The sequence below is a fragment of the Stenotrophomonas sp. YJH_SMC_130 genome, assembly GCF_059369035.1.
The window spans coordinates 68,280-95,009 of record NZ_JCAFSH010000010.1 but is presented as its reverse complement, the minus strand read 5'-3'; the positions used below and the strand labels follow the sequence as shown (position 1 = coordinate 95,009).

Sequence of the window (26,730 nt, the reverse complement as noted above, 5' to 3'; positions counted from 1 at the left end):
CTATACCGATGCCAACACCGATCGCCACCAGGAAGCGAACGGCACGGTGGTGCGCAGCCTGGGCGACAGCGGCCTGTCCGGCCGCGTGGGCCTGCGTCTGCAGGGCGAATCTCGCTCGGCAGCGGGTGCCTCGGTCAGCCCGTATGTGGTGGCCAACTGGTACCGCGATGGTGCGAGCAACGGCATGGCGTTCGACGATGAAGCGCTGAAGGCCGGCGTGCCGCGCAACCGCTATGAGCTCAATGCCGGTGCGCGCGTGGACTTCCGTTCCGGGCTGAGTGCGTGGGGTGGCTTCGGCGTGATGCGCGGCGACCACGGATACCGCGAAGCCACTGCCAACCTGAGCATGTCGTACAAGTGGTGATGTAGAAACACGCGCGGCGCCGGATGATTCCGGCGCCGCTCTGCGCTCTGTAGAGCCGAGCCATGCTCGGCTGCTCTTCGCTCAGAACGCGGTGAGCCGAGCGTAGGCTCGGCTCTACAGGAATGTCGCGATTGCCACGCTGTGGCGTGCGCCGCACGATTGCAACGTTTTCGAAATTTCCAACAATTCTCATTGGCAGCATTGGCGCTTCATGCAAATCATGTAGCGCCACCAACAACGGGTGGCACGGGCTTGCAATCCCGTTTGGTTAATGTCGTTTACGCTTGCCTGCCGGCGTCGCCCTTTCCTTGTTGGGTGGCGTCGGCAGGCATTCTGTCCGCGCTTACATGGCGGGCGGTGCGTGGGGGCCTCGCGCCCGCCGGCGTTTGACGACGTTAGCCACCGGTATTGCAACCACGCACCGTCCGCCACCCTCGCTGTTAAGCAGGGTGGTCCCTTGCCGCTTGCACAAGGACGCCGCCATGACCGCTTCCCCCTACCCGCACCTGTTCGCCACCCTGGGCGAGGCCGCCACGCGCCTGCCCGATGACCTGGCCCGCACGCTGGAAGATACCTTCGTTGCGCTGCAGACCGGCAACAGTGCCGGGGCCATTACCCTGCAGGCCTGCCTGCAGCGCATCCGCCAGGGCGATGCCGCCGATGGCCAACCATGGCCCAGCAACAACCGCACGCCCGGGCAACGTCTGGCCCTGGCGCGCATCGACCGCGCCAATGCGGGGCTGAGTTTCCTGCTGGAACTGCTGCACGCCACCGAACGCGTACGCGTGGACGGTGATATCGATCAGCAGATGGGTGATGGCGCGCGCGAGGGCCTGCTGCTGGCGTGTCGTGGGCTGGCCGAGTATGTGGATGTGCAGTTGCGGGCAGCGTAAGCAGCTCGCGTCCTGAACTGCGGAGGAGCGCTCAGTTCAGTTGCACGCTGCGCGCAATTGCAACGATTCCGATGGCTCATCATCACAGGAGCACCAATAGTGCGCACTTCTTTTCAGGGAGTGTTTCGATGCACAAGATGATGGTTCCGCTCACCCGCTATGCGCAGTTCACTGGCCGCGCAAGCCGCAGCGAATTCTGGTGGTTCCAGTTGTTCATCATGATCGTTTCGATCCCGCTGTATCTGCTGAGCTTCTATGCCGGCTACAGCGGTTCGCGGGGCCTGGCCATGGTATCGACTGGACTGAGCGTGGTGATGTGGCTGGTGTTCGCCTTGCCGTGCATTGCCGCCACCATCCGCCGCCTGCACGATACCGATCGTTCGGGCTGGTGGTTGTTGCTGGGGTTCGTGCCGTTCGTCAGCCTGGTGCTGCTGGTGTTTCTGCTGCTGCCCGGCACGCCGGGTGGCAACCGCTTCGGTACGCCGGTACCGCACGTGTAACCAGCCCGCGTTGGTAGGTGTCGACCTTGGTCGGCACGGTGTTGCCACCGGCTGCTGACACATCCGTGCCAACCCAGGTTGGCACCTACCAGAGCAACATCGATGTGCTTCACTTGGGGTCAGATCCCTTTGCGGCGCAAAGGGATCTGACCCCACCCCGAAGGTTGACCCAGCAGGGCAGTACCGCTGCTGCTACGCGAAGTGCTGGTACCCGCCGTCGGCGGCTTCGCCGTCCACGTGTACGCCCTGCCCTTCGGCAATACGGCCGATGCGGGTGAGCGGCATGTCCAGCGATTCGGCCAGGTAGTGCAGCGCGTCGCGCTGGTCGGCGGCGGCGGTGAGGCACAGTTCGTAGTCGTCGCCACCGCGCAGTGCGCAATCGCGTGCACCGTCGCGGCCGAGCAGTTCCCGCAGTGCGTGCGAGATCGGCAGCAAATCGGCATCCACGTGCGCGGCCAGGTTGCTGCGCGTGGCGATATGACCGAGGTCGGCCAGCAGGCCGTCGGACACATCCACCGCCGCGTGCGCGAAGGCCCGCAGGCGCAGGCCCAGGGTCACGCGCGGCGTCGGTCGCAGCAGGCGCAGGCGCAGGTATTCGTAGTCAGCCAGCAGGGTAGCCGTGGCCACGCTCAGTGCACCCTGCTGCCACAGCCGCAGCGCACCGGCGGCATCGCCCAGCGTGCCGCTCACCCAGATATCATCACCCACCTGCGCGCGGTCGCGGCGCAGCGCCTGGCCGCGGCCGACCTGGCCCATCGCGGTGACCGACAGCGACAGCGGGCCGCGCGTGGTGTCGCCACCGATCAGCGCGATGTCGTGCTGGTCGGCCAGAGCGAAGAAGCCATCGGCAAAAGCCTCGATCCAGTCTTCCGACGCTTGCGGCAGCGACAACGCCAGCGTGCACCACGCCGGGCGCGCGCCCATCGCGGCCAGGTCCGACAGGTTGACCGCCAGGGTCTTCCAGCCGATGTCGAAGGCCGGGGTTTCCACCGGGAAGTGCACGCCGCTGTTGAGCGTGTCGGCGGTAACCACCAGTTGTTCATTGGCACGCGGCTGCAGCAGCGCGGCGTCATCGCCGATGCCGAGCAGGATGTCGTCGCGCTCGAGGGTGCGGGCGCGGATGCGGTCGATGAGGGCGAATTCGGCCAGGGACATGGGGCGTTCCCGCTGTTGTACGTGCCGCGCAGGGCGCGGTGGGCGGTAGTGCCGGCCGCTGGCCGGCAACCTCAGGATCCCTGCAGCTGCCGGCCAGCGGCCGGCACTACCACAGGTGGGTCAGTGACCCGATTCGACCTTGCGCCATTCCACGGCCGCACGATCCAGCACGCCGTTGACGTAGGTATGGCCATGTTCGGAACCGAAACGCTTGGCCGATTCGATCGCTTCGTTGATCACCACGCGGTACGGCACGTCCAGGCGATAGCGCAGCTCGTAGGCGGCCAGGCGCAGCACTGCGCGTTCGATCGCGTCCACTTCCTCGATGCCACGGTCCAGGTACGGGCCGAGCGCTTCGTCGATGTCGCGACGGTTGTCGAGCACGCCGTGCACCAGCGCCTCGAAGTACGCCAGGTCGGCGATTTCGCGGGCCTGCTCGTGGGCGAACTGGGCGATCAGCGACTGGGCGTTGCCGCCGGAGATCTGCCAGGCGTAGATGGCCTGCACGGCACGACGGCGGGCGCGCGAGCGCAGCACCGGGTCGACGCCATCGCGGCGGACGGGTTTACCGGAGGGCTTGCCCTGGGTGTTCTTGTTCATGGCAGTTGCTCCAGCAGATTGACCATTTCCAGTGCGGCGAGTGCGACTTCCTCGCCCTTGTTGCCGTGGCTGCCGCCTGCGCGGGCCTCGGCGTCTTCAACGCGTTCCACCGCCAGCACGCCGTTCAGTACCGGCACGCCGAAATCCAGCTGCACACGCATCAGGCCTTCGGCGCAGCGGTCGGCCACGTGTTCGTAGTGGCGGGTGTCGCCACGGATCACGCAGCCCAGGGTGAGGATGGCGGCGTGTTCATGGGCGGCGGCCAGGCGTGCGGCCACCAGCGGCAGTTCCCAGGCACCCGGCACGCGGATCACGTCGATGTTGGCTTCGGTGATGCCGTTGCCGGCCAGGCTCAGGCGGGCGCCTGCGACCAACGCGTCGGTGATGCGGGCGTTCCAGCGGCTGGCCAGGATGGCGAAGCGCGCCGACTCGGGAGTGCGAAGATCGCCTTCGTAGTGGCTCATATGCGGCTTGGGGGACTCGATAAGGGGGTAATTCTAGCGTGGATGGGCCCCGGCCGTGGCTGGCGGGGGCCTGCAGGGTGTGCCGACCAACGGTCGGTCCCCACCGGTAGTGCCGGCCGCTGGCCGGCACTACTCATTACAGGGTGACCGTCTCCACCACTTCCAGGCCGTAACCGGCCAGGCCGATCTGGCGGCGCGGGGTGCCCAGCACGCGCAGCTTGCCCAGCCCCAGGTCGGACAGGATCTGCGCGCCGGCACCGTTGCGGCGCCACTGGCCCACGTCCTTGTCCTTGCCCGGCACCACCGGCGCCGGCTGCTGGCGCAGGCGGGCCAGCAGGGCTTCGCCATCGCGCGGGGCCGACAGCACCACCATCACGCCTGCGCCCTCGGCATCGATTGCACGCAGGGCGTCGGTGGCCGCCACGCCGAAGTCGTCACGGCGCCAGTGCAGCAGGTCGGCCAGCGGGTTTTCCACCTGCACGCGCACCAGGGTCGGTGTTTCCGCATCCGGCGTGCCGCGCACCAGGGCGAAATGCAGGTCGTGGGCGATGCGGTCGCGGTAGGTCACCAGCTTGAACGGGCCGAACTCGGTGTCGATGTCGCGCTCGTCCACACGTTCAACAGTCTTTTCGGTGGCCAGGCGGTAGGCGATCAGGTCGGCGATGGAGCCCATCTTCAGGCCGTGCTCGCGCGCGAACACTTCCAGCTCCGGGCGGCGCGCCATGCTGCCATCCGGGTTCAGGATTTCCACCAGCACGCCGGCCGGTTCCAGCCCGGCCAGCATGGCCAGGTCGACGCCGGCTTCGGTATGGCCGGCGCGGGTCAGCACGCCGCCCGGCTGGGCGATCAGCGGGAAGATGTGGCCCGGCTGATGCAGGTCCGACGGCTTGGCATTGGGCTTCACCGCGGTGCGGATGGTGTGTGCGCGGTCGTGGGCCGAGATGCCGGTGGTAACGCCCTCGGCGGCCTCGATGCTGACCGTGAAGTTGGTCTGGAACTGCGCGGTATTGGCCTGCACCATCGGCGCCAGGCCGAGGTCGGCGGCGCGGGTGCGGGTCAGGGGCAGGCACACCAGGCCACGGCCGTGGGTGACCATGAAGTTGATGTCCGACGGCTTGACCAGTTCGGCGGCCATGACCAGGTCGCCTTCGTTCTCGCGGTCTTCGTCATCGACGATGACCACCATGCGGCCCTGGCGGATGTCTTCCAGGATTTCCGGAATCGGGGCGAAATTCATGCGGCATCTCCGTGTGGGTGCTGACCGTTGGTCGGCACACTGATCAGGCGCTCCACATAACGGGCGACCAGATCGATTTCCAGATTGACTGCACTGCCCACGCCGGTGGCGGAGAAGGCGGTGTTGGCCACGGTGTGCGGAATGAGGGCGACTTCAAAGCCTTCACCGTCCACTTCGTTGACGGTGAGGCTGACGCCGTCCACGCAGATCGAACCCTTCCTGGCGATGTAGCGGCGCAGCGAGGCCGGCGCGGCGAAGCGCCAGCGCTGGGCACGTGCATCTTCGTGGATGGACAGCACCTGGCCGAGGCCGTCGACGTGGCCGCTGACCAGATGGCCGCCGAGGCGGTCGGTCGGGCGCATGGCGCGCTCCAGGTTGATGACCGCACCCTCGCCCAGCTGGCCCAGCGTGGTCAGGCCCAGAGTCTCGGTGGACGCGTCGGCCTGGAAGCTGCGGGCGTCGAATCCGATGACGGTGAGGCAGACGCCGTTGATGGCAATGCTCTCGCCCATCTGCACGTTGTCGAACGGCAGATTCCCGACATTGAAGGTGAAGCGGACATCGCCGCCGATGGATTCACGTGCGGCCAGACGGCCGACGCCTTCGATGATTCCAGTAAACAAGTAACGTTCTCCGCGAAAAGTGAGCGAAAAACGCCGCAAGGCAAACAGGTGCACGCAGGGCAAGAGCCCTGTGGCACCGTCTTCTTTCATCCGGACTATGACCGTCGGCTCCGGCATTGGACCGGATCTGCTGACCCCCGGCCGTGGGCCGGGGCGCTCGCGGGCTCGTGCTTGCGCACCTACCGCCGGTGGGGAATTGCACCCCGCCCTGAAGACGTTTGTGTACCGGCGAACCGGTCTGGTCAGTGTACCAGCCCGGCCTGAACGGGTGGGATTCCCGGGGTCGGATCCCTTTCCGCAGGAAAGGGCTCTGACCCCGACCACGTCTGGCCAGCCTGTGACGGCCGTCTCTCGCATTTTGTAAAACTTTCATTAAAATCCGCAGCGGACGACATGAGGTCGCCACGGGCAGCCGCGAGGGCAGGCCCGCCAATGGACTGAAACTCACAGGAATTCCCATGCGCAAGATCCTGATCGTGGCCGCGCTGCTGGCCACCGCCCCGTTCTCGGCTTCGGCCGAGGCCCTGAGCTACACCTACGTTGAAGGCGGCTGGACCCAGGTCCAGGTTGACGACAACCTGCTGGACGACCCGAAGGTCGACGGTGGCTACCTGCGCGGTTCGGTCGCGCTGGCCGAGCAGGTCTACGTGTTCGGTGGCTGGTCGCGCACCAGCAAGACCCGCCACTACGGCGAAGATTCGCTGAAGCTGGAACTGAACCAGCCGGAGCTGGGTATCGGCTACCACATGCCGTGGACCGACCGCCTGGACTTCACCGCCGATGCCGCCTGGGTGCGCCAGAACGCCGAATCGACCCTGCGTTATGACGGCGTGCGTTACCACGGCAAGGACCACACCAACCTCGGCCGCGTCACCATGGGCATCCGCGGCAAGCCGTCGCGCATGACCGAAGCCTGGGCCAAGGCCGGCTACATGGATGGCGGCAACAACTACAAGGGCACCTGGGTCGGCACTGTTGGCGGCCAGATCAACTTCACCAAGACCTGGGGCCTGGTGGGCGAGATCTCCGGCTACCGCGACGTCACCCAGTACTCGGCCGGCGTCCGCGCCAGCTTCTGATCCAACGGTCGCTCCTCGTCGTGCGATCGAACGGGCCCCGCAAGGGGCCCGTTTTTTTTGCCCCGCGCGTCGGCACGTGATCACAGGGCGCCGTCGGGCCTGCGCAAAGATGCGCTAGGCTTGCGCGCCTCTGGAACAGGAAACACCGTCATGAAGACCCCCTTGCGTACCCTGCTGGCCAGCGCCCTGCTGGCTGCCCCGCTGCTGGCCAGCGCCGCCCCGGCCACACTGACGCCCGAACAGGCCTTCGATCTGTATGCCCGCGTCCTGCTGGAAGACGACGCCGCCGCGACCCGCACCCTCAACGATGCGCTGAAGCCCGCCTTCGACGGCCAGGACGCGGTAACCCCGAACCCGGGCGCATTGGCCAAGGCGCTGGCCGAACCGTGGCAGGTCGTGCTTGCCAGCACCGGCGCCAAGGCCGACGCGGCCGCCAGCGAGGCGATGTATGCCAAGGCCCTGCGTGATTCGAGGTGCCGCGCCAGCAAGAGCGTGATTGAAGACAACGAGTACGTGGACGACCAGAAGCTGGCGCGCATCACCTTCAGCTGCCAGGTGCCCGACCTGGGCAAGGTACGTCCGCTGTTCGCCGCCAGCCTTGCCGCCGACGCCAGCCCGGCCTCGCGCAAGCAGTTCACCGACGCCTACACCCAGGCGCTGCAGAGCGGCGCGCGCGTGCCGGTCAGCGGCACCTTCACCCTGTACCCGGCCAAGGACAACGGCTACTGGTACAGCGGCAACTTCGATGATCTGGTGGGCACCGTGACCGGGGCGCTGGCACCGTTCGAGGAATGGATGCAGGACGTGCAGGCGGCCAGCGCACCGAAGGTGACCGGCGTACCCGGCTGCGACCTGCTGCTGCAGCAGCACCGCAGCTGCGTGGCGAAGGTCGCACCCGACCAGATCAGCGGCGTGGATGCGATGGCCGAGGAGCTGAAGGCCAAGGCACAGGTCAATTCAGCCGATGAGATGACGCAGGAGTGCAAGGCGCTGCGCCCGATCGCCGAGATGATGTGGACCGACGAGTGCACATAAGCACGATGTAGCGCCGTTGCCTGCAGCAGGATCAATGGCACTTTCAGAACCGTTGCATGGCCGTGCGCACACTGCGTGATCAATGCTGTTGCCCTCTTCCACGAGGGCAACAGCATGAAGCACCGCATAACCTCGACCACGGTCCTGCTTGTCGCGCTGATGGCGTGCTGGCAGGCCGAAGCGTCCAGACCCAGGACCTTCTTCGTGCAACCTTCGGTTGCGTTCGAGTCGACCCAGCTGCGCGACCGCGACATCGACGCGCAACTGAGCGAGAACGACGATTGCCGCGCGTTCCTGCAGTACCACGATCAGTGCGCACCGTCGGTACTGCCGGACGAGTACGACCAGGGCATCAGCCGGCGCAGGCTGCGGTGGAAGTCAACGCAACTGACGGGAGAAGCACTCGGTGCCTACTGCCGTGACCTGCATGTGCTGTGGAAGCAGCAATGGAAAGAGCAGTGCCCCGCCCACGAGGACGAGGGCACCTGAGGCACCGGAACGGGGCCAGTGCCCCGCCATTGCCTCACGGGCGCAACAGCAGCCGGATGTCCTCGCCGACCTGGCACTGGTCAACCACGTGCAGGCGGCGCTGCTGCTCCATGGCATCGATGCCGAGGCCGGCCAGCAGCGGGCGTCCGTTGTCGCCCAGCAACGTGGGGGCCTGGTAGAGCAGCAGTTCGTCCACCCAGCCACCGCGCAGCAGCGCACCGGCCAGCGTCGCGCCGGCTTCGGTATGCACTTCGTTGATGCCGCGCTCGGCCAGCAGCGCCAGCACCGCGCCCAGGTCCAGCCGCCCTTCAACGCAGGGCACGCTGGCAAATTCGGCGTCGGCCGCATCCGGTGCACTCACCGCTGCATCGTGCAGGTACAGCGTCGGCGCACCGCCCTCGCGCACACGGCTGCATTCGAGCGAGCGCAGGCGCGAATCGAGCACCACGCGCAGTGGTGGCATCACTTCGGTACCGGCCAGGCGCACGGTCAACATCGGGTCGTCGGCCAGCACGGTATCGGCGCCAGTCAGGATCGCACCGGCGCGAGCGCGCCAGTGCTGCACGTCCTCGCGCGCGGCCGGCCCGGTGATCCACTTGGAGCTGCCGTCGGCCATCGCGGTGCGGCCATCGAGGCTGGCGGCCAGCTTCACCCGCAGCCACGGGCGGTTGCGCTCCACGCGCGACAGGAAGCCCTTGTTGAGCTCGCGCGCCGGCGCCGCCATCAGTCCTTCGGCAACCTCGATACCCGCATTGCGCAGCAGTTCGAAGCCACCGCCATCAACCTTCGGGAACGGATCGCGCATCGCGGCCACCACGCGCGTCACGCCCGCTTCAATCAGCGCCAGTGCGCACGGCGGCGTGCGCCCGTAGTGGGCGCAGGGCTCCAGGGTGACGTAAGCGGTCGCACCGCGGGCCTCGCTGCCGGCTTCGCGCAGCGCGAACACCTCGGCATGCGGGCCGCCTGCGCGCTGGTGCCAGCCCTGCCCTACTACGCGTTCGCCGTGGGCGATCACGCAGCCGACCATCGGGTTGGGCCGGGTGGTATAGGCAGCGCGCTCGGCCAGGCGCAGCGCGTTGGCCATGTGCAGGTGGTCGAGGACGGAGAACGAAGGTGTCATGCGGCCATGGTAACGCCGCCGGTGTGGATGCACGCCATCGGTAGATCCACGCCATGCGTGGATGGACACCTCCGTGCCAACCAAGGTTGGCACCCACCAGATCATGGGCGCCTCCGTGCCACCACAGCGGTGTCGGTCAGCCCTTCTTCTTCTTGGTCAGGGCGATCACATCGCCCAGCAGCTGGAGCTGTTCGGTGCTGGACGGCAGGTCGCGCTCGAGCTTCTCGATCTCCTCGCGGAAATCGGCCACGTCCTCGAAGCTGCGGTAGACCGAAGCGAAGCGCACATAGCCCACGTGGTCGAGCTTGCGCAGTTCGTTCATGACGAACTCGCCGACCTTGATCGAGGGCACTTCGCGCTCGCCGCTGATGCGCAGCTGGTGCACCACCGCACGTACCGCCGCTTCGATCTTGTCTTCGGGAACCGCACGCTTCTGCAGCGCGCGGTCGAACCCCGCGCGGACCTTGCGCTGGTCGAACGCTTCGCGGGTGCCATCGCTCTTGACGATGGCCGGCAGCTTCAGCTCGACCGTTTCCAGGGTGCTGAAGCGCTCGCCGCAGGCTTCGCATTCCCGCCGACGGCGAATCGTCGCGCCGTCTTCAGAGACGCGCGAGTCGATGACCCGGGTATCGGCATGTTGGCAGAAGGGGCAATGCATGGAACGCCTGGCTCAGGGAGCAATTGCCACCATCATGGCAGCGTCGCAAAGGTACCTGAGAAGGGGCCAGGCAGCAAATTCCGTTTTTCTTCACTGGCGCCCGCAGGCCTTCGACAGCCATCGGAAGTGGTAGGCAAGGCTGATCCAGGGAGCCCCCCAACCGATTGCCAATATCAGCAGTATCGGATGCACTCCAAGACTTGAAACTGTTATCACCAACGCGGACACAGCCTGAGCACCTGACACTAGAAACAGCGTCTCCAGCACTGGCGAGGCGGGCTTCAATCCATCCGGTCCGCGCATCTGCCACGTGTTTACAAGCTGATAAACCGGTGGGATCGCCGTCACGGACAGGACACCCCACATCGCAAGCAATCCAAGAACTGCGCTGTTGTCACCGCCTTGCGCCCATACCCCTAGCAGCAGCAGCAGCGAACCCAACAGGCCGGCCAACGCGCAGGGAATGGAAAAAAGAAGGCTGTGGACAAGCAGGTAGAGGCCTTGTCGGCGGCGCCAGGATTGCATCGGGGGCTCCTTTCATTAGCTCGGAAGACCCTAGTCCTGACGCCTGCAGCACACCATGCAATTTCTCTGAAACTTCCAAGCACCCGTCACACAGCGTCGGTCACGCCCCAGCGCAACCACAACAGGTGCGCGGCCAGCACCAGCAGCAGTGGGCCAAACCCGAGAAAGCCCAAGGTCGAGGTCTCCCCTTCCTTGAAGGTGAAATACAGCGTGGCGGCGACGACACCCAGCGCGGCCAGTATTCCCAGCACCAGGCCAATCCATGCGACCACCGGCGCCTGATGCAGGCCTGCGCGACCACGCCACAGGAAGAGGCCGCTCAGCCACATCCAGGACAGCAGGCCGAGCACTCCGGCCGACGACCACAGCAGCAACAGCGTGTACTCGTCGCCCGTCAGGTACTTGCCGTCCCATACGGCCATCAGCCCCAGCACGGCACCCGTGCCGCCTGCCGCCACGGTGGGCAGGCCTACCAGCAGGCCGGCAATCGCCATCGCGCGTTTGTGCAGGCGCTCATCCATGCGTTCGACGTCCTTCCATGGGCCACGTCATGCGCGGCGCTTGATCCACACCAGCATCGCCGCCGGCACCAGCATCGACGGGCCCAACAGCAACAGGGCGATGCCTTCGGCGTGGACGGTGATGCTCCACCACAGCGCCAGCCCCAGCGGGGGTACGGCGGCAAGACCGCCGGCCAGCAGCAGCCACCACCAGAGGCGATGCACCTGCAGCCCGGCACGCCCCTGCAGCAGATACCCGGCGCTGAGCCACAACCAGGCCAGGCAGCCGGCAATGCCGGCGAGGCCCCACAGCGGCATCACCGTCACCGCGGCCAGCGTGCCATGGCCGAACTGGCCCAGCCCCGTCAGCAGCAGCATCGTCGCCGCGGCACCGCCCACCACCAGGCTGGGCAGGCCGAATGCCACCGCCAGGGTGGCGTACAGATACTTGAGGCGGCGCTCATCCATGCGCGGGATTCCTGGTGACGGGGTCAGAGCCCTTCCCTGCGGGAAGGGATCCGACCCCCTGCGCCGATCAGCCGTAGACCGGGTACTTGCGGCACTGCGCGCTGACCGCGTCGCGCACGCGGGCGATGACGGCATCATCGTTCGGTGCGTCCAGCACGTCGGCGATCCAGTTGGCCAGGTCCACGCAGTCCTGCTCGACGTAGCCACGGGTGGTCACGGCCGGGGTGCCCAGGCGCAGGCCCGAGGTCACGAACGGAGAACGCGGGTCGTTCGGCACCGAGTTCTTGTTGACGGTTATGTGAGCCTTGCCCAGCGCAGCTTCCGCATCCTTGCCGGACACGTCCTTGCCGATCATGTCGACCAGCATCAGGTGGTTCTGGGTGCCGCCGGAAACGATCTTGTAGCCCCGCGCGATCAGCGTGTTGGCCATCGCCTGGGCGTTCTTCACCACCTGCTGCTGGTAGGCCTTGAAGCCCGGTTCCAGCGCTTCCTTGAAGGCCACAGCCTTGCCGGCGATGACGTGCATCAGCGGACCGCCCTGGATGCCCGGGAACACGATCGACTGCAGCTTCTTGACCAGGTCTTCGTCGGCGCCCTTGGCGATGATGATGCCGCCACGCGGGCCGCGCAGGGTCTTGTGGGTGGTCGAGGTGACGACGTGGGCGTGGTCCAGCGGGCTCGGGTAGACGCCGGCGGCGACCAGGCCCGCGACATGGGCCATGTCCACGAACAGGTAGGCACCGACCTTGTCGGCGATGGCGCGGAAGCGCGCCCAGTCGATCACCTGCGAGTAGGCCGAGAAGCCGGCCACGACCATCTTCGGCTTGTGCTCCAGGGCCAGGCGCTCGACCTCGTCGTAATCGATCAGGCCCTGGTCGTTGACGCCGTACTGCACGGCGTTGAACAGCTTGCCCGAGGCATTGACCTTGGCACCGTGGGTGAGGTGGCCGCCGTGGGCCAGGCTCATGCCGAGGATGGTGTCACCCGGCTGCAGCAGGGCGAAGTACACGGCCTGGTTGGCCTGCGAGCCGCTGTGCGGCTGCACGTTGGCGTAGTCGGCGCCGAACAGCTGCTTGAGGCGGTCGATCGCCAGCTGCTCGGCGATGTCCACGTATTCGCAGCCACCGTAGTAGCGCTTGCCCGGATAGCCTTCGGCGTACTTGTTGGTCAGCTGGCTGCCCTGGGCTTCCATTACGGCCGGGCTGGTGTAGTTCTCGCTGGCGATCAGCTCGACGTGGTCTTCCTGGCGCTGGGTCTCAGCGGCGATGGCCTTGGCCAGTTCGGGATCGTAGGTTTCGATGCGGACGTCACGCGGGAACATCGGGTACTCCAGCAGGCAGGGAAAGGGGTACGGCTCAGCCCCTGATTGTAGCCCCGCACCGGCCTGCCGGGGCCGGAAAGGCCGGGGCCGGCACTCCCGAAGGAATCCGGCCCCGTATGGTTTCGAGGGACGTTGTGGGATCACAGACCTTTCCGTGGAAAGGGATCCGACCCCAGCCGCGATCCTCAGCGACTGTTGATGATGTAGTCGGCGATGATGCCGGTCGCCACCGCCACCAGCAGCATGTTGCCGCGGTCGTCGCGGATCCAGTGGTGCCCATACGGCGGGCGGCGCAGGTGGTAGCGCGGGTAGTCGTTCACCACATAGATCGGGCCGCGGTAGTAATCGCGGTAGCGGTGGCCGACCTTCCAGCCGTAGCCCGGGCCGTAGGCCGGGCGGTAGACCACGCGCGGCGGCGGCGGGGCCGGACGGTAGTAGCGGTCGTGGTCGCGGTGCCAGTCGCGGCGGTCGCGCTCCCAGTCGCGGCGTGCCTCGCGGCGGTCGCGTTCCCAGTCACGGCGGTCCTGTCGCCATTCGCGGCGGTCCTCGCGCCACTCGCGGCGGTCATGGCCGCGACGGTGGTCGTTGTCGGCAAAGGCCGGGGCCACGGCGCCGAGCGCCAGCACAGAGGCCACGGCGCTGGCCATTACTCGATTGATGCGCATGTCAGACCTCTGCTTGGGTGGTGGTGAGCCCATATTGCGCACCCGATCTGAACCGTTTCCGGCTGGAAACGCTTCCCGCTGCAGGACTGTGACGGAGTATTCAGGCCACGGCCAGCCAGCGCCCCTGCCACGGGCGCGGCCCGGAACCGGTTCCGGCTATAATTGGCGGTATTCCTTTCCAGTCTGTGCCCGCTGCCACAACGGGATGTTCCCGTGATGGGCCGGGCGCAGGGCCGCGCCTACGGAGACCTCATGTCCTCGCAATACATCTACACCATGAACCGCGTGTCCAAGGTGGTCCCGCCCAAGCGGCAGATCATCAAGGACATCTCGCTGTCCTTCTTCCCGGGCGCGAAGATCGGCCTGCTGGGCCTGAACGGCGCCGGCAAGTCCACCGTGCTGAAGATCATGGCCGGCGTGGACACCGATTTCGAGGGCGAGGCCCGCCCGCAGCCGGGCATCAAGGTCGGCTACCTGGCACAGGAACCGGAACTGGACCCGAACAAGACCGTGCGCGAGTCGGTCGAGGAAGGCGTGGGCGAAGTGCTGCAGGCCCAGGCGGCGCTGGAAGCGGTGTACGCCGCCTACGCCGAAGAAGGTGCCGACTTCGACGCGCTGGCCAAGGAGCAGGAGCGCCTGGAGGCGATCCTGGCCGCCGGTGATGCCCACACCCTGGAAAACCAGCTGGACGTGGCCGCCGATGCGCTGCGCCTGCCGCCGTGGGACGCCAAGATCGCCAACCTGTCCGGCGGTGAAAAGCGCCGCGTGGCACTGTGCCGCCTGCTGCTGCAGAAGCCGGACATGCTGCTGCTGGACGAACCGACCAACCACCTCGACGCCGAGTCGGTTGAATGGCTGGAGCAGTTCCTGGCGCGTTACACCGGCACCGTGGTGGCCGTCACCCACGATCGCTACTTCCTGGACAACGCCGCCGAGTGGATCCTGGAACTGGACCGCGGCCGCGGCATTCCGTGGAAGGGCAACTACACCGAATGGCTGGTGCAGAAGGATGAACGCCTGAAGCAGGAAGAAAACCAGGAAAAGGCCCGCCAGAAGGCGATCCAGAAGGAACTGGAGTGGTCGCGCCAGAACGCCAAGGGCGGCCGTTCCAAGGGCAAGGCCCGTCTGGCCCGCCTGGAAGAACTGCAGTCGCAGGACTACCAGAAGCGCAACGAGACCAACGAAATCTTCATCCCGCCGGGCGAGCGCCTGGGCAACATGGTGATGGAGTTCAAGAACGTCTCCAAGAAGTTCGGCGACCGCCTGCTGATCGACAACCTGTCGATGCTGATTCCGCCGGGCGCGATCGTCGGCATCATCGGCCCGAACGGCGCCGGCAAGTCGACCCTGTTCAAGATGATCACCGGCCAGGAAAAGCCGGATTCGGGCGAGATCGTGATCGGCCCGACCGTGCAGCTGTCCTACGTGGACCAGAGCCGCGACAAGCTGGAAGGCAACCACAACGTCTTCCAGGAAATCGCCGGCGGCCTGGACATCCTCAACATCAACGGCATCGAGATCCAGTCGCGCGCCTACATCGGCCGCTTCAACTTCAAGGGCCAGGACCAGCAGAAGATGGTCGGTTCGCTGTCCGGTGGTGAGCGTGGCCGCCTGCACATGGCCAAGACCCTGCTGCAGGGCGGCAACGTGCTGCTGCTCGACGAACCGTCCAACGACCTGGACATCGAAACCCTGCGTGCACTGGAAGACGCGCTGCTGGAGTTCCCGGGCAACACCTTCGTGATCTCGCACGACCGCTGGTTCCTGGACCGCATCGCCACGCACATCATCGCTTTCGAAGGCGACTCGCACGTGGAGTTCTTCCAGGGCAACTACCGCGAGTACGAGGAAGACAAGAAGCGCCGGATGGGCGATGACGCTGCGCCCAAGCGCCTGCGCTTCAAGGCGCTGAAGTAAGGCAACCGGAAAGGCCGCGCTCGCGCGGCCTTTCTCCTTTCGGTAGGTCACCACCGTTGGTGGTGACGCTTTGAAGCGTACCGACCAACGGTCGGTACCCACCACCAACGGTCGGTACCCACGTTCTGCATTCGGGTAGGTCACGACCGTTGGTCGTGACACCTTATTGTCGCGAGAATCCCCATGTCCCTGTTCGAGCGCATGTTCCAGCTGCAGCAGCACGGCACCACCGTGCGTACCGAGCTGCTGGCCGGCATCACCACCTTCCTGACGATGTCCTACATCGTCTTCGTCAACCCGGAGATCCTCGGCACCACCGGCATGGATGCGGGTGCGGTGTTCGTGGCCACCTGCCTGGCCGCCGCGCTGGGTTCGGCGGTAATGGCGCTGGCGGCCAACTTCCCGGTCGGCATGGCACCGGGCATGGGCCTGAACGCGTTCTTCGCATTCACCGTGGTCGGCGCTGCCGGCCTGCCGTGGCAGCAGGCGCTAGGGGCGGTGTTCATCTCCGGACTGGTGTTCCTGGTGTTGTCGCTGACCGGTGTACGGGCATGGCTGGTGTCGGGCATTCCTTCGTCGCTGCGCTCGGCGATCGTGGCCGGCATCGGCCTGTTCCTGGCGATCATCGCACTGCAGAAATCCGGTGTGATCGTCGGCAACGAAGACACGCTGGTGGCGCTGGGCCCGTTGAACACGGCGCCGCCACTGCTGGCGCTGGCCGGTTTCCTGTTGATCGCAGTGCTGGAAGCACGCCGGATCCGCGGCGCGATCCTGATCGGCATCCTGGCGGTGACCGGTGCGGGCTGGGCATTGGGCGACGTGCAGTACCAGGGCCTGGTCTCGCTGCCGCCGAGCCTGGCCCCCACCTTCCTGCAGCTGGACCTGCCGGGCCTGCTGCACCATGACGGCGGTGCGCCGATCGCGGTGCTGCTGCAGGTGGTGCTGGTGTTCGTGCTGGTGGAAGTGTTCGATGCCACCGGCACCCTGTATGGCGTGGTCGGTCGCGCCGGACTGCTGAAGCTGCCGGGCGCGCAGAAGCGCTTCGGCCGCGCGTTGCTGGCCGACAGCACCGCCATCGTGGCCGGTTCGGTGCTCGGCACCAGCAGCACCACCGCTTTCGCTGAAAGTGCTTCGGGCGTGCAGGTGGGCGGGCGCACCGGCCTGACCGCGCTGGTCGTGTCGGCGCTGTTCCTGGCCGCGCTGCTGTTCTCGCCGCTGGCGGCGATGGTGCCCAGCTATGCCACCGCACCGGCGCTGCTGTTCGTGGCCGGCCTGATGCTGCGCGAACTGGTGGAAGTGGACTGGAGCGACCTGACTGAATCGGTGCCGGCCGCGCTGTGTGCGCTGGCGATGCCGTTCACCTACTCCATCGCGAATGGCCTGGCGTTTGGCTTCATCGCGTATGCGGCGCTGAAGGCCGGCACCGGCCGCTGGCGCGAAGTGCATCCGGCGGTATGGCTGGTGGCGGTGCTGTTCACCCTGCGCTACGCGTTGGAGTAAGCACGCGGTGGTGCCGGCCAGCGGCCGGCACTACCCGTTGCTGGGTTCACCTGCTGCGCACGGTGCTCTGGGATGATGCGGGCATGGTTGCGCCCGTCCTTCCCGCAGATCCGTCTTCGCCATTGCGCCGCCGCCTGCTGCGAGCGGCCGTGCTGGCGCCGTTGGCCGGTACGCTCGCCACCCTGCCCGGCTGCTCGGTGCCGGTGCAGGTCGACGGCACCTTCCTGCAGCCCTGGCGCAGCCACCTGCAGTGGGGACCGGCCGACTGGCAGCGCTCGTTGAAGCTTGCACATACGCTGGGCTGCCGTCAGCTGGTGCTGCAATGGACCGGCATCGTCGGCGGCAGTGACGGCGACTGGTCACTGCCCGACGGCAGCCTGCATCAGCTGTTCACCGCCGCCAGCCAGAACAACCTGCGCATCCGTGTCGGCCTACCCTTCCAGCAGCGCTGGTGGCAGGCGATCGGCGCCGACGACGCCGCGCTGCAGGCGTTCCTGGCCGACAGCCTGGCGCACGCACGCAGCTGGTTGGCACAGGCGCCGTGGGCCGAGCAGCCGGCCTTCGGGGGCTGGTACCTGCCCTACGAACTGGAGCAGTACCACTGGGCCGATCCGGCCCGCCAGCAATGGCTGGCGCAATGGCTGCACGGGCTGGCAGACGCCACCGGCGCGCGCGGCGGTGACTGCGCGATCTCCTGCTACTTCAGCCGCCTGCAGTCCGATGGCGACCTGGTCACGCTATGGCAGGCGGTACTGGCCCAGGCCACGCTGCGACCGATGGTGCAGGACGGCGTGGGCGTTGCCGGCGCCGGCAACGTACAGCAGCTTCAGCCGTTGCTCGATCATTTCCACGCGCACGACATCGGCTTCGATGTGATCGTCGAGCTGTTCCGCGAACTGCCCGGCAGCGCCGCTGATGGCAGCGGGTTCAAGGGCGAGACTGCCGATGCCGCACGGATCCAACGGCAGCTGGCGTGGGCGCGCGACAGCGGCGCACAGCACGTGCTGGTCTATGCGCTGGAGCCGTGGCTGACCCAGGACACGCCGCAGGCGGCGGCGCTGCGGCGGCGGTGGGGGCTGCCTCAGTAATAGAGGATGGCGGTGGCGAACAGGCCCTTGGCGCGCTGCGTATCACCGCCACCGATCGCAAAGCGGTACTGCACGGTCAGGTCGAGGTAGGAACGCGGCGTGTTGTAGTGGTCCTCGCGGAACCAGTAGCGCACGCCCAGGCCCGGCCCCGCGCCCAGTGACCAGCTGCGCTGCGTATCGTTGAGCGCGAACGACTGTACCGGAAACAGCGGGTAGCGGATGTCGCGCACGCGCGAGCGCTGGTCCAGCCAGTCCGCCCCCACCACCGCATACGGCGTGACCACCCAGTGGGTCTGCCCGGCACCGAAACGGAAGCTGCGTCCGGCGCGCAGTTCAGCGGCAGCGAACCACTGTTCGCGATGCAGGCGCCCATTGGCATCACCGATCCGCCGCACCGGTATGCCGTTGGCATCGAGTGCATCCAGGGTGAAATGCGCGGTGTTGTCATCCCATGTGTAACCGCCCTGCGCGTAGCCGCTGACCATCCACCACTGGTTCACGTCGGTGCGCAGGTCGGTACCGTGGTAATAGCCGTAGGTCAGGTAGGACATCCAGCCACCGGAACCGCTGGCCAGGCGGTAGCGGGCCAGCGTGCTGGCTTCCAGTGGCGGGTTCAGGGCCAGCTGCAGGCTACACTGCACGGCCGCGGACGCGGGATAGACATCGCCCGTGCGGGTGGCGCTACCGAGAAACTGGCGGCGCTCGATGCCGGCGCTCAGGCCGGTCTGGCCGAAGGCGTAGCGCATGCCGAACGAGGCGATGGTGGACGGCCAGCCGGTGGTGGAACGCGAACGGCTGAGACGGTCGGCGCGTGCACGTGCGTCGGGTGTCGATTCGCCGGTGCACGGGTCCACTGCGCGGATCGATTCGTAGGTGCCGCCCTCGTCGTACAGCGTGTTGAGCAGCCGCGTGTAGAGCTCCAGCGTGCCATGCTGGTCGTTGAACGCCGGGGGCCGCCAGAACGCTTCCAGCGTGCTGAACACCGAATCGCCCGGCGTACTGATCGCCGCGCCGCCGACATTGGTCGCGGCCTGGCGCGCGCCGCGGAAGCCGGCCGAGGCGATCACGCCCCACTCGCGCGAATAGTTGGCGATGGCATTGCGCACGTTGTAGCGCTGATGCGCATCCAGAGGCAGCTCACCGGCGTCGGCGCGATCAATGGCGCTACGCAGCAGCGACACCGCCTGAGGATGATCGCCGTTGGCCGCACTCGCATACGCCTGGTCGATTACCACGCTTTTGGGTGCCTTGCCGGTGGCCTCGGCGGCACGGAAGTCGGCCAGTGCGCGCGCCGGTTCACGGGCCTTCTGGTTGAGATAGCCGCGCTGCATCAGCAGCCCGGCGTCATCAGGGCGTTGCGCCAGTGCCGCATCCAGGCGCAGCCGTGCTTCGTCCTGCTGGCTGCGGTTGCCTGCCGCCAGCGTGGTGGTCAGCAGGCCTTGCAGGTCTGCATCGTCCGGTGCGAGTTGCACGGCCTGTCGTGCTTCACCTATGGCCTCGGCAAAGTCCTGGCGCGCGTAGGCTGCATATGCGCGCTGTGCAGCGCCACCGTCGCCCTGCAGATCAGCCGGCATCAGCTCGCAGATATTGGCGGCGTCATCCGATTGGCAATGCTGGAACGGCGCTGGATAGGCCTGCGCACTCATGCGCGGAAGCTCGCGACTGGATGCGGTCGCCCTGGCGCGCTGCTCGATGCCCTGCTGCAGCAACTGCTGCGCGCGTGCATCGCCTGCATCGGCTGGCAATACCGACCGCAGCGGCGCCAGCAGTGCAGCCGCACGTGCGCGATCCCCAGCGGCCAGGGCCGCATCCACGGCCAGCAGGCGCACGTTGCGCTGTTGCGTTGTGGACCCCGGCATGGCGAGCGCGGTGTCGAAGTCCTCATTGGCAAGCACGGTCTTGCCCTGGCGCTGGCGCAGATAGCCGCGCATCACCCGGGCATTGAGATCCCCGCCGTCGGCCTGCAGTGCCTGGTCGGCGCTGCGCTCGGCGTCGGCCAGCTGCCCCTGCTGCAGCTGCGCGGTGATCAACAGCAACCGGTACGAAGCAACATCCGGCGCAAGCTCGACGGCGGCGCGCGCCTGCGCGACGGCCGCCGCATCGTTCTGCGTGGACAGCGACTGGTAGGCCTGCTGGGCCTGCAGCAGCGCGCGCTGGCGGGCCAGCGCCACGCGCCGCGCGCGCAGTTCCTCGACGTTCGGTGCGCCCAGCTGCAGCGCCGTGCCGATGGCCGCGTCGGCCAGTTCGGCCTGTTGCTGTGCTTCCAGCGCCGCCACCCACAGCATCGCCCAGGCACCCTGCTTCGGCTGCTGGCGGAAGGCCTGCTCGGCCTTGCTGGCCGCTTCCCGCATGCGCCCGGCGTCATAGGCAGCATAGGCCTCGGTGGCCAGCGTGTAGGCCTGCTGCCTGGCGCGGTCTGCGCCGCTGCCGGCCGCGCGCGGTGGAGAGGGTGCGCGCCCGCCCCGGGCATCCGGGGGCGTGCTGCGCGCAGCGGTGGCAGCGGCCAATGCCGGCAAGGCCGGATCCTTCAACCCGGCATCCAGTGCACGGCGCGCCTGCTGCTGCGCCTCCGCCGGCCGGCCCAGTTTCTGCAACGCATAGATCTGCAGCAGGCGCAGCCGCACCACGTCCGGGCGCAACCGGATCGCTTCGCTGGACTGCTGGTAGGCCGCAGCGTAATCACCGCGCTCGTAGGCGGCGAAGGCCTGCTCGGCGACGCGGTAGGCCGCACCGGACAACGGCAGCGGCGCATCGGCCTGCGCCTGTGCCGGCGCGGTAGCCGTTGCCAGGGCGACAGCGATGACGGTGGACAGCAGCGTGGTCTTCATGCCGGCAAGGCTCCGGGAGGCGGCGACTGCAGCGCGGCCGCACGCCGGCGCTGCTCCTGCATGGCCTGGGCGACGGCGTCCTCGGTGGTGATGCCCTGCTTGACCAGGTAATCGCCAATGCGGCCATCGCGCTGCGGCTTGTACGCATCCAGTGCAATCTCGAAGCGCGCGTGGTCGATCAGGCGCATCTCCACCAGCAGGTCGCCCAGCAAGGGCACGTTGTCCAGCTGCCAGTGCTGGTCGCCGCCGATCAGGCGCAGGCCTGCGTTGATTTCGCTTTCGCGGGCGATGCTCTGTTCGATGTGTGCGCTGCGGGTTTCCTGCTTCAGTAGCGCCAGCGCGTCTTCGGGCAATGGGCTGGCCACGGCCAGCCGCAGTGTCTGCTGCTGCCGCGGCGGTAGCGGCAGCATGCGCCACTGCACGCAGGCATCGGCGCTGACCGGGAATGAGCCCGCGCGCAGGTAATCGATGTCGATGACCGCACGCGGCAGGTCGCCCTGGAAGGCGATGGCTTCGGCCAGGGTTTCATCATCCAGCCAGCCCTGGGTGAGCAGGATGCGGCCCAGCGGCTGCCGCCGGCCGGCATGCTGCTGCGCCAGCGCCTGCTGCAGCCGCTCCGGTTCCACCGCCTGCCAAGTGGTCAACAGCTCACCGAGCTGCTTGCGGGTCTGCACCAGCTGTGCCGCATCGGGGAAGTCGTGCATGGTCTTGTCCCAGACCATGCGCTTGCCGAACAGCAGGTAGGCCAGGAACACCTTCCATGCGCGGGCGGTGGCCATGAAGTTGATCATGTTGCCGACCACCATGCGCGGGATCGACATCAGCGCATGCTCCCAGCCGTACAGGCGGTTGACGAAGTAGAAGCGCTGCACGACGCGGGTCGCCAGTGCCGCCGTGGTCAGCAGCGCGACATTCATCTGCCAGGTACCGGCCTGGAACACGCTGGGGAACTGCATCGTCCACACCCCGGTCGCCTTCAACAGCCAGAACAGCAGCAACTGCAGGAAAATGAGGTAGGCGATGATGCTGACGAACGAGGTGATGATGCCCTTGCGATCGCGCGCCAACAGGTACTTGGTAGCCAGCGAACCGCGCCAGCCCAGCGACTCCCAGCTCTGCAGGCCGATGCCCAGCACCCAGCGCGCCTTCTGCCGGTACGAGGCGCGGAAGTTGTCGGGGAAGTACTCACGCACGCACAGCGCCATCTGCTGGGTGCGCTCGCGCACCGGCCCCCAGCCGAACCATGACGGCCGACGCACGCGGAACTGCACCGGGAAGCGGGCGAAGATCGACTGCATGCCCATGGCCGCCAGCCGCGCACCGACGTCGTAATCTTCGGTGAGGCTGTCGGTGTTGAAGGGCTGGTTGTCGGTCTGCGCGCTCAGCGCCAGCAGCGCACGCCGCGAAAAGCAGGTGCCGACGCCGGCCGACGGCACCATGCCGGACACGCTCTCGCGCACCACCAGGTCCTTGGCGTGCCATTCGGCGAACTCGTCCATGTAGACACCGGCCACCAGTTCGTACCATTCGCGGTCCAGTGAGGTGACCGGCAGCTGGATCATGTCCTTGCGCGGCAGCAGGTAGTTGTAGAAGCGCAGTTCCATCGGGTGCAGCACGTCTTCGCTGTCGTGCAGGATCACCCCGGCGAACTCGATGTCGTGGCGCTTCTCGTAGTCGAAGATCGCCAGGATCAGCCAGTTCAGGCAGTCGGCCTTGCTGGTCGGTCCGTCATGCGGCACCTCCACGCGGCGCAGGCGCTTGTAGCGACGGCGCATGCGCTCGACTTCGTCGATGGTCTGCTGGTCGTTGGGATAGGTGCCGACGAACACGACGTACTCGCGGTAGTCGAGCACGTTGATCATGTTCTCGACCATCTGCGCGATGACGTCGTACTCCATCCACGCCGGCACCATGATCGCCAGCGGCTGTTCCGGCCGCTGCAGCAGGTCTTCCTGGGTCAGCGGCCGGTACGCGTCGCGGCGCTTGACGGTCAGCGCGCGCCAGCTCTCGCGCACCCAGTACCAGACATCGATGAACAGGTCATCGAGGCTGGAGATCAGGATCAGCACGGCCACCGCCGCCGCCGTGGTTTCCAGGGCGGCGTAGTAGTTGGCCAGCTGGATGTTCCAGAACAGACCGTCCACGGTGGATCAATGTCCTGCGTTGGCGGACTTGCGGCGGCGCACCTGGGTGACGCGGGCGGCCAGCAGCGCGAATACGATCACGCCGACCAGCAGCAGCAACCAGACCATGTGCCGTTCCCACTTCGATTGCGGATTGCCGTCGTGCGCGAGGCGAGTGCCATAAGGATCCTGGCGGTCGAATTCGCGCACGACATCAGTGCCGTCAAGCACGGCCAGATCGCCGCGCAGCAACCGGAACGGTGCGCTGAACGACGGTGCCTGTGCGCCGAGGTCGCTGTAGAGAACGCCCAGCTGGCCGCCGGACGAACCCACCTGCACCACCGCGGCGTGATCCAGGCCGCTGACATCCAGCAGCGGTTGCGACGTGCCACCGACGCGCAGGTGGCCATCCTTCAGGCCGGCCACATCGACACCGGCCGGTGCAACGCCGAAGGCCAGCCATGGCGCGCCCGGGCTGACCGCGGCACCGGCGTCGACCACCTTCAGTTCCGACACCTCCGGCGAAGCGCCCACTGCACTGGCCACCGCGATGACCTTGCCCAGCGACGCCGGTGCATCCTGCAGCCAGGCGCCGGGCACGAACACCTGGTTGCCGCGTGACAGCTGGCTGCTGGCACCGACGAAATCACTGCCCAGCGAGCGCCTGGCCAGGGTCAGGTGGCTGCTGGGCAGGATCGAGACTGGATAGCCGGTCGCCGGATCGTGGCAGTAGGGGCGTGCCGGTTGGCGCAGGAAGCTGACACGGATCTCGTTGCGCGCCGACAGCGCGTAGGCCGGTACCTTGGCCACCAGCCGTTGCGGTTGGCCGTTGGCCGACAGCACCTTGCCGCCCAGCAGGTAGTCGTTGAGGTAGATCGTGGCCACCGCGCCCTGACCCGCCGCATTGGGGGCCGCCGAGACATCGATCACCACTTGCTCGGGCAGGCGGCCATCGGCCGACAGCGTGCCCAGATCGAAGCTGGCGCTGCGGTCGGCGCGGGTCACCACATCCATGGTTCCGGCGATGTTTCCGAGCCGGCTCAGCAGTACCTGGTCACCGTCCAGTTTGGGCGTTCCTGCTGCGCTGACCTGCAGGCTGCGGCCCAGCGCATAGCTGCGCCACTGTTCGGCGAACAGTCCGGCCACCTTGCCCGCTGCCGCCGGGTCGACCACCAGCGTCGGACGGCCGGCAACGGCCACCACGCTGACCGACGCGTTGGCGGCGGGCTTCTCCAGGCCGCCCATGTCAGTACCGCGCCACGTGGCAAACGCTGCGCCCGCATCGGTGCCCGCCGCGCCGACCTGTGCGGCCAGCGCATCCAGCGCCCCGCGTACGCCGGCGCGCAATGCATCGCTGCCGATCATCACATCGGCGGCCAACGGCCCGCTGTCACGCAACGACAGCAGCGCTCCCACTTCGGCCAGGTCCTTGATCGCGTGCACGCGCTCGCCCGCGGCCAGCGCGGCGTACGCCGGCACGCCCTGCAGGCTGGCCGGGATGCTGATGCCGGCCAGGTCGACGCTGTCGCCGACCTTGGGCAGCGCCACCACCTGCACCTGTTTGCCTCCGGCCTGCAACGCGGTACCAATGCGCCAGGCGGCATCATAGGTGGGCGCCTGCAGCGCCTTGCCCTCCACCAGCAGGCGCACCCGCGGTGGCAGCGCGCCCCAGGCCTTGGCCACGGTATCCACGGCACGCCCATCGAAGCGGTAGCTGAAGCGCGAGTCCGGCGACAGCCGCAGCACATTCGCCGGCGCGCTCTGGTCGGCACATTGGTAGTCGGACACGATCGACCACCAGCCGACACCGACCCGCACGAAGCCGTTCTGGCGGGGTTCGCCATCGATGGCCAGCAGCTGGCTGGCATCGCCCTGGGCATCGGTGATCGAACGCGCGGCGATCGGATCGCCATCCACCGACCACAGGCCTGAAGTTCGCCCGGCGTGGCCACGCACATAGCGGCCATCGAGCTGCAGCTGCGCATCGCGAGTGGCAACACCGGCCGGCACCGGCAGGTAGACCTCGCGCTGGCTCTCCTGCCCACTGAGTACCAGCGGCTGGCGGAAGCCGAGTTCGCGCAGGGTCATCTGCCGGCTCACCGTGCTGTCGCCGCTCCATTCTGCGAACTGGCCGGCGACGCTGTCGGCGGCGTGGGCACTGCCAACCGCGCACGACAGGACGAACGCGGCGGCGGAAACAAACAGGGGACAGCGGCCGGTCTGGCTCATGGCGTCACTTCATGGAGAGGGTGGTGGGCGGCACCGCCGCTGCGGAGACCGGGCGAGAACTCGGGAAGAGGAGCGCCACGCAGGGCGGCGACGATGCGGGCGCTGGCGCGGCCGTCGCCATAGGGACTGCCATCGGGGTCGAAACGGGTCGGCCGCGGTGGCTGCGCCAAGGCCGCATTGACCCCCTCGACGATGCGCGAGGGCGTGGTCCCGACCAGCGTCACCACACCGGCCTCGACCGCCTCCGGGCGCTCGGTGACGTCGCGCATCACCAGCACCGGCTTGGCCAATGCCGGCGCTTCTTCCTGCACGCCACCGGAGTCGGTGAGGATGACGTCGGCGCGCTGCATCAGGCGCACGAAGCGCAGGTAGTCCTGCGGCGGCACCAGGTGCACGTTGTCGAGGTTGCCCAGGTGTGCGTTGACCGGTGCCTGCACGTTCGGATTGAGGTGCACCGGGTACAGCACCTGCAGGTCCGGCCGCTGGGCCAGTTCGGCCAGCGCACGGCAGATGTCCTCGAAGCCCTGGCCGAAGCTCTCGCGGCGATGGCCGGTGACCAGCAGCAGGCGGCGCCCGGGGTCGAGCATGTGGAAGGGTTCGTCGGCCTGGGCACGCAGTGCCGGATCGGCATCCAGGCGCTGCACGGTCTGCTGCAGGGCATCGATGACGGTGTTGCCGGTGACCAGGATCTGCCCGCCCAGATGCTCACGGGCCAGATTGGCGCGCGAGCCGGGAGTAGGTGCATACAGCTGATGACCGACCACGTCGATCACCCGCCGGTTCATCTCCTCCGGCCATGGCCGGTTGATGTCGCCGGTGCGCAGGCCGGCCTCGACATGGCCGATCGGAATGCGGTGGTGGAACGCGGCCAGGGCAGCGGTCATCGCCGTGGTGGTATCGCCGTGCACCAGCACGCGATCCGGGCGGACCTGCGTGTAGAGCGCGTCAAGCCGCTCGAACAGCCTGGAACACAGGCCATTGAGGGTCTGGTTGGGCACCATGACCTCCAGGTCATGGTCGGCGGTGATCTCAAACAGCGACATCACCTGGTCGAGCATCGCCCGGTGCTGGCCGGTGATGCAGACCACCGATTCGACATCCGCAGCCTGGGCCAGGGCGCGCACCAGCGGCCCCATCTTGATCGCTTCCGGCCGGGTGCCGAACACCGACAGGACCTTCACCGGGGTGCTCCGGAAGGCCGGTGCTGGAAAATGCCAGGAGCTGTAGCCACGTCTGGATCCTTTCGGCGTTACCGTCCAATGCCCGCAGGCAGGAGACGGTCACCTCATGAGGAAACTCCAAATTCGCGACGTCCATCACATTCGATTGATGGCACGTGCGTCGTGGCA

25 protein-coding genes and 1 riboswitch are annotated in these 26,730 nt (G+C 67.3%); of the genes, 9 read left to right on the top strand and 16 right to left on the bottom strand.

Annotation, left to right across the window (positions count from 1 at the left end; all coding sequences use genetic code 11):
* The 3 genes from AC5P5V_RS13155 to AC5P5V_RS13145 all read left to right on the top strand — a co-directional run.
* On the top strand, positions 1-364 hold a 364-nt coding region (locus AC5P5V_RS13155), incomplete at its 5' end, for an autotransporter outer membrane beta-barrel domain-containing protein (protein ID WP_495215904.1).
* Positions 365-846: 482 nt separating this feature from the next.
* Positions 847-1,257: a hypothetical protein gene (locus tag AC5P5V_RS13150; RefSeq protein WP_134972013.1), complete on the top strand. Its 411-nt coding sequence runs from the start codon at positions 847-849 to the stop codon at positions 1,255-1,257.
* 128 nt (positions 1,258-1,385) lie between these two features.
* Positions 1,386-1,757 (top strand): DUF805 domain-containing protein, encoded by a 372-nt coding sequence (locus AC5P5V_RS13145; protein ID WP_134972011.1) that lies wholly within the window; start codon positions 1,386-1,388, stop codon positions 1,755-1,757.
* A 192-nt stretch (positions 1,758-1,949) separates the two neighbouring features.
* On the opposite strand, the gene thiL is transcribed toward AC5P5V_RS13145, so the two are convergent.
* The 5 genes from thiL to AC5P5V_RS13120 all read right to left on the bottom strand — a co-directional run bounded on the left by thiL (position 1,950) and on the right by AC5P5V_RS13120 (position 5,836).
* A complete protein-coding gene (gene thiL, locus AC5P5V_RS13140) occupies positions 1,950-2,912 on the bottom strand; it encodes a thiamine-phosphate kinase (protein ID WP_231352542.1) in 963 nt (320 codons plus the stop codon).
* A gap of 120 nt (positions 2,913-3,032) precedes the next feature.
* Positions 3,033-3,512: a transcription antitermination factor NusB gene (nusB, locus tag AC5P5V_RS13135; RefSeq protein ID WP_005415268.1), complete on the bottom strand. Its 480-nt coding sequence runs from the start codon at positions 3,510-3,512 to the stop codon at positions 3,033-3,035.
* Positions 3,509-3,976, bottom strand: a complete 468-nt coding sequence (ribH, locus tag AC5P5V_RS13130; RefSeq protein ID WP_005415267.1) for a 6,7-dimethyl-8-ribityllumazine synthase — start codon at positions 3,974-3,976, stop codon at positions 3,509-3,511. The genes nusB and ribH overlap by 4 nt, the downstream gene beginning before the upstream one ends.
* A 136-nt stretch (positions 3,977-4,112) precedes the next feature.
* Positions 4,113-5,213 (bottom strand): 3,4-dihydroxy-2-butanone-4-phosphate synthase, encoded by a 1,101-nt coding sequence (gene ribB, locus AC5P5V_RS13125; RefSeq protein WP_134972010.1) that lies wholly within the window; start codon positions 5,211-5,213, stop codon positions 4,113-4,115.
* A complete protein-coding gene (locus AC5P5V_RS13120; protein WP_134972008.1) occupies positions 5,210-5,836 on the bottom strand; it encodes a riboflavin synthase in 627 nt (208 codons plus the stop codon). The genes ribB and AC5P5V_RS13120 overlap by 4 nt, the downstream gene beginning before the upstream one ends.
* Before the next feature lie 74 nt (positions 5,837-5,910).
* A riboswitch (FMN riboswitch) is annotated at positions 5,911-6,056 on the bottom strand.
* A gap of 238 nt (positions 6,057-6,294) precedes the next feature.
* On the opposite strand from AC5P5V_RS13120, the gene AC5P5V_RS13115 reads away from it, so the two are divergent.
* From AC5P5V_RS13115 to AC5P5V_RS13105, 3 genes are all read left to right on the top strand, one after another.
* Positions 6,295-6,915 carry a hypothetical protein gene (locus AC5P5V_RS13115; protein ID WP_134972006.1) on the top strand — a complete coding sequence of 207 codons (621 nt, stop codon included), beginning with the start codon at positions 6,295-6,297 and terminating at the stop codon, positions 6,913-6,915.
* Between the two features lie 150 nt (positions 6,916-7,065).
* Positions 7,066-7,950 (top strand): hypothetical protein, encoded by an 885-nt coding sequence (locus AC5P5V_RS13110; RefSeq protein WP_134972004.1) that lies wholly within the window; start codon positions 7,066-7,068, stop codon positions 7,948-7,950.
* A 114-nt stretch (positions 7,951-8,064) separates the two neighbouring features.
* Entirely contained in the window at positions 8,065-8,439 is a 375-nt protein-coding gene (locus AC5P5V_RS13105) for a hypothetical protein (RefSeq protein WP_180885646.1), read from the top strand.
* Between the two features lie 34 nt (positions 8,440-8,473).
* On the opposite strand, the gene ribD is transcribed toward AC5P5V_RS13105, so the two are convergent.
* The 7 genes from ribD to AC5P5V_RS13070 form a co-directional block, all read right to left on the bottom strand.
* On the bottom strand, positions 8,474-9,559 hold the full coding sequence (ribD, locus tag AC5P5V_RS13100) for a bifunctional diaminohydroxyphosphoribosylaminopyrimidine deaminase/5-amino-6-(5-phosphoribosylamino)uracil reductase RibD (protein WP_134972002.1): 1,086 nt from the start codon (positions 9,557-9,559) through the stop codon (positions 8,474-8,476).
* 136 nt (positions 9,560-9,695) lie between these two features.
* Positions 9,696-10,217 (bottom strand): transcriptional regulator NrdR, encoded by a 522-nt coding sequence (nrdR, locus tag AC5P5V_RS13095; RefSeq protein ID WP_005415256.1) that lies wholly within the window; start codon positions 10,215-10,217, stop codon positions 9,696-9,698.
* 90 nt (positions 10,218-10,307) lie between these two features.
* A complete protein-coding gene (locus AC5P5V_RS13090) occupies positions 10,308-10,742 on the bottom strand; it encodes a hypothetical protein (RefSeq protein ID WP_180885648.1) in 435 nt (144 codons plus the stop codon).
* Positions 10,743-10,828: 86 nt separating this feature from the next.
* On the bottom strand, positions 10,829-11,263 hold the full coding sequence (locus tag AC5P5V_RS13085; RefSeq protein ID WP_134971998.1) for a hypothetical protein: 435 nt from the start codon (positions 11,261-11,263) through the stop codon (positions 10,829-10,831).
* Between the two features lie 27 nt (positions 11,264-11,290).
* Complete coding sequence (locus AC5P5V_RS13080) at positions 11,291-11,710, bottom strand: hypothetical protein (protein ID WP_072167831.1); 420 nt, start codon at positions 11,708-11,710, stop codon at positions 11,291-11,293.
* Between the two features lie 67 nt (positions 11,711-11,777).
* The gene (gene glyA, locus AC5P5V_RS13075; protein ID WP_057494411.1) at positions 11,778-13,031 is read right to left on the bottom strand and encodes a serine hydroxymethyltransferase; all 1,254 of its coding nucleotides are present in this window, start codon (positions 13,029-13,031) and stop codon (positions 11,778-11,780) included.
* A 185-nt stretch (positions 13,032-13,216) separates the two neighbouring features.
* On the bottom strand, positions 13,217-13,696 hold the full coding sequence (locus tag AC5P5V_RS13070; protein WP_049414548.1) for an RcnB family protein: 480 nt from the start codon (positions 13,694-13,696) through the stop codon (positions 13,217-13,219).
* A gap of 252 nt (positions 13,697-13,948) precedes the next feature.
* Here AC5P5V_RS13070 and ettA point away from each other — a divergent pair, with 252 nt between their 5' ends.
* The 3 genes from ettA to AC5P5V_RS13055 all read left to right on the top strand — a co-directional run bounded on the left by ettA (position 13,949) and on the right by AC5P5V_RS13055 (position 18,201).
* A complete protein-coding gene (gene ettA, locus AC5P5V_RS13065; RefSeq protein ID WP_005415249.1) occupies positions 13,949-15,613 on the top strand; it encodes an energy-dependent translational throttle protein EttA in 1,665 nt (554 codons plus the stop codon).
* 183 nt (positions 15,614-15,796) lie between these two features.
* A complete protein-coding gene (locus AC5P5V_RS13060) occupies positions 15,797-17,113 on the top strand; it encodes an NCS2 family permease (RefSeq protein WP_070488733.1) in 1,317 nt (438 codons plus the stop codon).
* 83 nt (positions 17,114-17,196) lie between these two features.
* Entirely contained in the window at positions 17,197-18,201 is a 1,005-nt protein-coding gene (locus AC5P5V_RS13055; RefSeq protein WP_180885650.1) for a DUF4434 domain-containing protein, read from the top strand.
* On the opposite strand, the gene AC5P5V_RS13050 is transcribed toward AC5P5V_RS13055, so the two are convergent.
* From AC5P5V_RS13050 to wecB, 4 genes are read right to left on the bottom strand one after another with little or no spacing between them, the layout of a single operon-like run.
* Positions 18,195-21,029 (bottom strand): NfrA family protein, encoded by a 2,835-nt coding sequence (locus tag AC5P5V_RS13050; protein WP_231352541.1) that lies wholly within the window; start codon positions 21,027-21,029, stop codon positions 18,195-18,197. The genes AC5P5V_RS13055 and AC5P5V_RS13050 overlap by 7 nt on opposite strands.
* Positions 21,026-23,173, bottom strand: a complete 2,148-nt coding sequence (locus AC5P5V_RS13045) for a glycosyl transferase family protein (protein WP_111177889.1) — start codon at positions 23,171-23,173, stop codon at positions 21,026-21,028. Before AC5P5V_RS13045 ends, AC5P5V_RS13050 begins: the two co-directional genes overlap by 4 nt.
* A 6-nt stretch (positions 23,174-23,179) precedes the next feature.
* A complete protein-coding gene (locus AC5P5V_RS13040; RefSeq protein ID WP_231352540.1) occupies positions 23,180-25,381 on the bottom strand; it encodes a cellulose biosynthesis cyclic di-GMP-binding regulatory protein BcsB in 2,202 nt (733 codons plus the stop codon).
* Positions 25,378-26,562 carry a non-hydrolyzing UDP-N-acetylglucosamine 2-epimerase gene (wecB, locus tag AC5P5V_RS13035; RefSeq protein ID WP_134972085.1) on the bottom strand — a complete coding sequence of 395 codons (1,185 nt, stop codon included), beginning with the start codon at positions 26,560-26,562 and terminating at the stop codon, positions 25,378-25,380. Before wecB ends, AC5P5V_RS13040 begins: the two co-directional genes overlap by 4 nt.
* Between the last annotated feature and the right edge of the window lie 168 nt (positions 26,563-26,730).